Source organism: Aquimarina sp. (assembly GCF_977115655.1).
In genome coordinates this window covers 1-6,511 of sequence record NZ_CDSBKO010000116.1, presented here as the reverse complement: position 1 = coordinate 6,511, position 6,511 = coordinate 1, and the positions used below count along the sequence as shown (strand labels likewise).

The 6,511-nt window shown below is 35.9% G+C and carries 9 protein-coding genes; 8 read left to right on the top strand and 1 reads right to left on the bottom strand.

All coding sequences use genetic code 11. The features are described from left to right. A partial coding sequence (locus tag ACZIYX_RS23395) for a DUF6973 domain-containing protein (protein ID WP_462684688.1) occupies positions 1-707 on the top strand: 707 nt, incomplete at its 5' end. A 7-nt stretch (positions 708-714) separates the two neighbouring features. After that, positions 715-1,233 (top strand): hypothetical protein, encoded by a 519-nt coding sequence (locus tag ACZIYX_RS23390; RefSeq protein ID WP_462684687.1) that lies wholly within the window; start codon positions 715-717, stop codon positions 1,231-1,233. 109 nt (positions 1,234-1,342) lie between these two features. On the opposite strand, the gene ACZIYX_RS23385 is transcribed toward ACZIYX_RS23390, so the two are convergent. Beyond that, entirely contained in the window at positions 1,343-1,699 is a 357-nt protein-coding gene (locus ACZIYX_RS23385) for a helix-turn-helix domain-containing protein (RefSeq protein WP_462684686.1), read from the bottom strand. Positions 1,700-1,841: 142 nt separating this feature from the next. Here ACZIYX_RS23385 and ACZIYX_RS23380 point away from each other — a divergent pair, with 142 nt between their 5' ends. The 6 genes from ACZIYX_RS23380 to ACZIYX_RS23355 all read left to right on the top strand — a co-directional run bounded on the left by ACZIYX_RS23380 (position 1,842) and on the right by ACZIYX_RS23355 (position 6,272). Continuing rightward, complete coding sequence (locus ACZIYX_RS23380) at positions 1,842-3,365, top strand: hypothetical protein (protein ID WP_462684685.1); 1,524 nt, start codon at positions 1,842-1,844, stop codon at positions 3,363-3,365. A 169-nt stretch (positions 3,366-3,534) separates the two neighbouring features. After that, entirely contained in the window at positions 3,535-4,461 is a 927-nt protein-coding gene (locus tag ACZIYX_RS23375) for a tyrosine-type recombinase/integrase (RefSeq protein WP_462684684.1), read from the top strand. A 17-nt stretch (positions 4,462-4,478) separates the two neighbouring features. Then, complete coding sequence (locus ACZIYX_RS23370; protein WP_462684683.1) at positions 4,479-5,348, top strand: tyrosine-type recombinase/integrase; 870 nt, start codon at positions 4,479-4,481, stop codon at positions 5,346-5,348. Positions 5,349-5,371: 23 nt separating this feature from the next. Then, complete coding sequence (locus ACZIYX_RS23365) at positions 5,372-5,584, top strand: hypothetical protein (RefSeq protein WP_462684682.1); 213 nt, start codon at positions 5,372-5,374, stop codon at positions 5,582-5,584. 173 nt (positions 5,585-5,757) lie between these two features. Beyond that, positions 5,758-5,988: an addiction module protein gene (locus tag ACZIYX_RS23360; protein WP_462684681.1), complete on the top strand. Its 231-nt coding sequence runs from the start codon at positions 5,758-5,760 to the stop codon at positions 5,986-5,988. Beyond that, positions 5,985-6,272, top strand: coding sequence for a type II toxin-antitoxin system RelE/ParE family toxin (locus tag ACZIYX_RS23355; RefSeq protein ID WP_462684680.1), 288 nt, complete (start codon positions 5,985-5,987; stop codon positions 6,270-6,272). Before ACZIYX_RS23360 ends, ACZIYX_RS23355 begins: the two co-directional genes overlap by 4 nt. Positions 6,273-6,511 lie beyond the last annotated feature (239 nt).

Here is a 6,511-nt window from a genome sequence, read left to right as displayed (position 1 = left end):
TGAGTGATACAAACCGTAGTGGTATGTCTGGACTAGCCATGCTACAATCTGGGCTAAATTCTTTGGGTAATTTTACTGCCTCTAGTTGCTGTGGTAGTAATCCATATAAAACAGTATATTTTGGAGGAGGAACAACTACTCTGGACGAAGTGATTATTACAGCTAAAAAAGGCTCTAGTAGCAATCATACTATGTCTAGTATAAATAAATTAGATTCACATAGAGATCAATTATGGTTTAAAACATATCCATCTCATAAAACACCTATAACAGCTTCTGCAAATAGAGCAGGAATAATGGAGTTTTTGTATGCTGGAACAACTTCTAATAATGACGGTTATGGAGACGCATTCAGACATGCTTATTGGTCATTTTTAATCACCCTAGAATTAGGGCCTGATATCGCAAAAAAATTCACAGACAACCATGAGCAAATTTATGGTACAGATAGTAATGGAAATGTTTTTTCAAATATGGATGATTCTAGGGGGGAAATGGATTTAAATAATAATGCTTGGGGTATTAATCTTGCTGTGAATAACGATATTAACGTTATGAATTCATTTATAATGCATTTTGAGAAAGCTGTTTTAAATAAAAACATAACCATTATCAAAAGAAATACCATTCCAAAAGACTTGCATCAAAGACAGGCAAGAAGAGAAGCAGCAATTGAATGGGCTTTACGTTATGGAGAAAGAGAATAAAATAGTTATGAAAAAAAATAAAAAGTATATCATTTTATTAATAGCAATAGTAATATTGGTTTTCACATTTGATCTTTTACTAAAAGTGAGAAAAGTATCCAATCTTTCTAATACTTGTTTAATAGAAAGTTTTAACGAAACGTTCAGTAATATTGAAAATTTACCATTAAATTCTGAGTATGAGTTTAGTGAAATTTTTGATTGTAACGATTGGGATGAGTTTTTAATAGTACAAGCTCCATATGTAAATAGGCCTCTTATTTATATTATGTCTGGGGGTATTCTTTTACCAAAATATGATTATATAAACGCTAGCGATAATACTTATTTTTTATTTTTTATTGAAAATAGAAATATCGTGAACAATCCTATTGTTTTTAGTGATCCGTATTTCATATTTTCTCAAAACTTCAATAATTTCAACTACGTAAAGATTGATAGATTAAAAGCTAATTTTATATATAAGAAGTTTGAAAATAGTGATTTTGACTTATACACTTTGGAAACCCTGCTGCCGCTCGAATGAGTAATCGCTAGTGCTCGACTCTGTCGGGTACCATACCAGATTGGCGGGTATACATAGTAAAAAAAGAAAAATCCACAACGTTGTAAAAGATGTTGTGGGTTTTTTGTGTTTATGAGGATATAAGGTTGGTAAGGTTATCTTTTAGTTTTTTCTTGGCTATCAAAGAGTCTATTAAATTATAGATAGATACTTTTTCTATATCATCCAACGAATCCAATAACCGTAGTTTTTCCATCAAAGTTTTATCATAACTATTGGTTTCCGCAAAAATATCTTCTGCCTTAAAAAACTCTGATAAACTTATATTCAACGCATTTGTAATCTTTACTACTACAGAAAAAGAAGGGTCTGTCTTACCACTCTCAATACGGCTGTACTGTGCCTGTGCCATATCCATTAACCCTGCCAGTTCCTTTTGTGACAACCCTTTAGCTTCCCGTACCTGCTTTAATGTTTTACCGAGCATACTTATAACTTAACTATCAACAAACATAACACATAATAACGCATTAAACAATAATTGAAAAAATTTATGTGTTATAATATAACTTATTAGTAATATTTTTATAGTTTTGCAGTATAACTTATTTATCAAATAATAGTTTATCATGCTCGACACCACCAATCCAAACCACTACTCCTACACCACCAGACATTTACAAATACACATACTGGGAGGTATAAAATTTAATGCTTTAGATAGTCTTAGAGTTACCATAAGCATTAAAAAACCAGAACAGCACCTTGTATTGCGGCACAATATCGATCTCTATAATGATAACCAGATAGAAAAACTGGTACGTAAAATAGCAGAACGTATTGAGATCGGTACTTCGATAGTGCGCAAAACACTACAAGAACTTACCGATGTACTAGAACAATACCGATTGCAGCAGATAGAAAAAGACCAACAAGACACCCCTGTACCCGAAATATCGGTAACAGAACAAAAAGCAGCAGTTGCCTTTTTAAAATCCAAAGACCTCTTACAAAAAACCAATACCCTTATAGAGCAATCTGGTGTTATAGGAGAACAAACCAACCGATTGTTAATGTACCTTATCTTTACCAGTCGCAAAAGCAACAACCCCTTGCACTGTATTAGTCTGGGGAGCTCTGGGGTTGGTAAAACACATTTGCAATCCAAGGTAGCAGAACTCATCCCAGAGCATGAAAAAGTAGAAATCACCGTACTCTCTGAAAATGCTTTTTATTACTTTAACCGTACCGAGCTTAGAAACAAGCTCATCCTTATCGAAGATCTCGACGGGGCAGAATCGGTGCTCTATCCCCTTAGAGAATTACAATCCAAAAGACGCATTACCAAAACCGTGGTACATAAAGACAGAAAAGGAACTACCAAAACCATACATCTAACCGTAGAGGGTCCTGTATCAGTAGCAGGATGTACCACACAAGAAAGTGTTTACGAGGATAACAGCAACCGTAGTTTTTTGCTCTATATTGATGAGTCCCCAGAGCAAGACCAAAAGATCATGCACTACCAGCGGCTTATTAGTGCTGGTAAAATAAATACCGGTGCAGAACATCAAGCCAGACAATGCCTGCAAAATGTACAACGGCTATTGCAACCCATTAAAGTTATCAATCCTTATGCAGAGTTTTTAGAACTGCCACCATCGGTATTTAAACCCCGTAGAACCAATACCCATTACTTGCAATTCATCGAAGCAATCACTTTTTACTGCCAGTACCAACGAGAACAGAAGGTCGACACCCAAACAGGGGAAATATATATTGAAACTACCCCAGAAGATATACAACAAGCCAACGAGATTCTAAAGGAAGTATTACTGCGTAAAAGTGATACCATTACAGGAGCGGTACGCAACTATCTGGAGCGATTAAAAGAATACCTTAAAAAGAACACACAAACCACCTTTACCAATGCAGAGATCCGAAGAAACCTAAGGATCAAAGAAAGTACCTTACGAAACTACCACAAACAATTACTAGCCGAAGAGTATATTAAACGGATCAAAAATGCTAAAACCAAAAGCTATTGTTTTGAGATCACAGACATAAAGGAGTATACCAACCTTAAGCAACAGATAGACAATGCCTTAAACAGTTGTCTGTCGAGGCTCTCCACCCCGCAACCTCGCAACTAACCCGCAACTACCCTTTTTGCGAAATAACATCATCTATTACAGGTAGTTACCCCAACTCGCAAGAGAATCCTTAAAAACACATACCGTATAAAAATTAAAGAGACAGGTTGTTACAAAACCCTGATCGAATTCATCCTGTGCTTGACACGGGAACTAATCCTTTGAACTTATGAAAAAACTAAAATTAGAACACCACAATTTTAAGTACCTCTTAGAGGCTTTTAAAGATTGGTTGGATATCCTGGGATATGCTGCAACCACAGTATATAATCTACCCAATCATTTACAGGAGTTCTTCCACTGGTTGGAGAAGCAAGGACATAGTAGTATCCATACCATTACGGTACAAGAGGTGAAATCCTATTACCAATACCTGCAACAGCGGGCAAACCAAACCCAACATGGCGCACTTAGCAAATCCTATCTCAATAAGCACCAACAAGCGTTAAAAAAGTTCAGGGATTACCTGATACAGCACAACGTAAAAACACCTCTTCGGGTACACCTGAAAACAGAAGCAAACCCCACCCCAGAAAAAACAAATATCCTGTCCCAACCAGAAATCAAAGAACTCTTTATTGCTACAAGTTATAGTCATCCTGAAAAAAGGATCAGACTACGAGATAAAGCCATCCTGACCATATGTTATAGCTGTGGCTTACGAAGAAACGAAGCCGTTAGTCTGGATGTAAAAGATGTCCTTTTTGATAAAGAACGGGTATACGTTCGTAAAGGCAAAAATTACAAAGAACGTTTTGTGCCACTTAATGCATATAACTTACGGGTACTGGAAGAGTATATCTACGATGCCCGACCAGAGTTTTGTTATAACACTGCATGCGAAGCTTTGTTTGTAAGCCAACAACAAAAACGATTACAAGGTAACTCTTTTGCCAACCGATTAAAAGCAATGGTAGAAGCTACCCAAAACCCAAACATCATCGATAAAGGTATTACCCTGCATACCCTGCGTCACTCTATAGCAACACACCTGTTACAGCGCAAAGTACCTTTAGAGAGTATTAAATCTTTTTTAGGACATACCAGTTTAGAATCCACACAAATATACACCCACCTTGTTAAAGAACAGGGATAAACACCAAACCATAAATCATGAAAAAATACCTGTACTATTTACAAAAACAAGGGTACGCACCAGCTACCAGTACGACCTACCTTAGAGAGGTGGTAAAATTTATAAAATGGTGCAAAACAAATCGTACTACACCAGAACTTATCGATTACAAAACCACGATAAAGTACCTAAAATACTTGCAAAGGGGTACCACTACCAAACGTACCGTAACCCTGCGATTAGGGGCTGTAAAAAATTACCTGAACTATCTGGTAGCAGAAAACTACAAAGAAACCAACCCCATAGAAAACACTGTAATACGAGGGGTAAAAAGAAAAACAAACTACACCCTTTTAGATCCCGATGAACTAGAGGATTTATATTACAGCTATCAAGGCACACGGGCACATACTGCCAAGAGGGATAAAATAATAGTGGGGCTACTGGTATATCAGGGAGTAAACGCCAAAGATTTTAAACTCTTAAAACTAGAACACCTGCAACTACATAAAGGAAAATTATACATCCCTGCCAGTACCAAAAGCAATGCCCGAGAAATAGATCTTAAACCATGGCAGGTACTTGAACTTATGGAATACCTGCAACAAGAAAGGCTGGCACTGCTCCAAAAATTTAAAAACAATGCAGATACAGAGCAGCTCATACCATACGGAGAGCGGTTTACCTTTATCTATACCATTGTTAAAAAACTAAAAGCCTATAACCAAAAAGTACAAAATGCAAAGCAGATACGAGCATCGGTAATTACCAATTGGTTGCATCAATACAACCTTAGAAAAGTGCAATACCTTGCAGGGCATCGCTATATCAGCTCTACAGAAAGATACCTGCAAGATGATCTGGAAAACCTGCACGAGATCGTAAATACCTATCACCCAATACAATAATTAATAACCTTAAAACAATCCTTATGAAATCAAAACAAATTAGTATCCAAATCCCAATAACAGAACTGGGAGAACTACGCTATATGCAAAGTACCCTGTTAGAAAACCTTAACCTATTAAGCCAATTAGACGATAACTATCAAACCGATAGAATGGTAAAAGATAATGTCTATTGGATCAGTAAAATACTGCTTGCCATAGCAGAAATAGATCCACAAAAAGAATTTAATGAATAAGGAATACTAAAGAAATAAGCACTCTTACCCTATAGGCTTTTAAAAAACTGAAATAGCTTTTAATGGCTTTAAAACAATAACCTTCAATTGCTAAAAAAGACGTGTTAAAAATCAAAAACCCAAAAATATTACTATATTAAACTATCTTTGTTATGAATGTAAAAATGAGAATTATGGGAGCATTAGAGTTAAGAAATCTTATATCCGAGTATGTAAATACAGCAGATGAGCGCCTGTTAAAAATAGTGAAAGCCGTTATGGAAAGTTATCGTGAAGATGAATTTACTTTAACAGAAGAACAATATAAAATACTAGATCAACGTAGAGAACGTCACTTAAAAGGAGAAAGTAAATCTTTTACTTGGGAAGAGGTAAAGCAAAATGCTAGACGTGCTACCCAATGAAATATGAATTAGAGATTAAAGAGGAAGCAAATCTAGAAATGATCGAAGCTTACCTTTATTATGAAAAAAAGCAAATAGGTTTAGGAGAACGATTTTTAACACATTTAGATATTTATATGGATAGGATACAGACGAATCCTGAACATTATCCCGCTAAGCGACCTCCTTATCGAGAAGCTTGGATTAAGAAGTATCCATATTTAGTTGTTTATGAAATCATCGAAAATAAAGTAATTATTTACTCTGTATTTAATACTTGGCAGAACCCTAAAAAGAAACCTTAAAAAGCTTCGCTGCTTCCTGCGGTCACAGCTCGCTAAACATACAATCCCGGATCGAAAGGTCTGGGTTTTTTAGTTAAAAGTCATTTATAAATCCATAATACGGGCTGATCAAAGGTGTTCGCCTCGTCACTACGCAAGCTATTTTTTGTTATTCCACAAGTGCTGAAAAAAGCACTTGTTCCATACCGTTCCAACTTGTCTCACCTTCGGTCGTCAGTCTCCACTACAAACAAATAGCC

What these genes read in the sequence shown, in the direction of transcription:
- ACZIYX_RS23385 (WP_462684686.1), bottom strand. Translation starts at nt 1,699, where the DNA reads ATGCTCGGTAAAACATTAAAGCAGGTACGGGAAGCTAAAGGGTTGTCA.
- ACZIYX_RS23365 (WP_462684682.1), top strand. Translation starts at nt 5,372, where the DNA reads ATGAAATCAAAACAAATTAGTATCCAAATCCCAATAACAGAACTGGGA.
- ACZIYX_RS23360 (WP_462684681.1), top strand. Translation starts at nt 5,758, where the DNA reads ATGGGAGCATTAGAGTTAAGAAATCTTATATCCGAGTATGTAAATACA.
- ACZIYX_RS23355 (WP_462684680.1), top strand. Translation starts at nt 5,985, where the DNA reads ATGAAATATGAATTAGAGATTAAAGAGGAAGCAAATCTAGAAATGATC.
- ACZIYX_RS23390 (WP_462684687.1), top strand. Translation starts at nt 715, where the DNA reads ATGAAAAAAAATAAAAAGTATATCATTTTATTAATAGCAATAGTAATA.
- ACZIYX_RS23380 (WP_462684685.1), top strand. Translation starts at nt 1,842, where the DNA reads ATGCTCGACACCACCAATCCAAACCACTACTCCTACACCACCAGACAT.
- ACZIYX_RS23370 (WP_462684683.1), top strand. Translation starts at nt 4,479, where the DNA reads ATGAAAAAATACCTGTACTATTTACAAAAACAAGGGTACGCACCAGCT.
- ACZIYX_RS23375 (WP_462684684.1), top strand. Translation starts at nt 3,535, where the DNA reads ATGAAAAAACTAAAATTAGAACACCACAATTTTAAGTACCTCTTAGAG.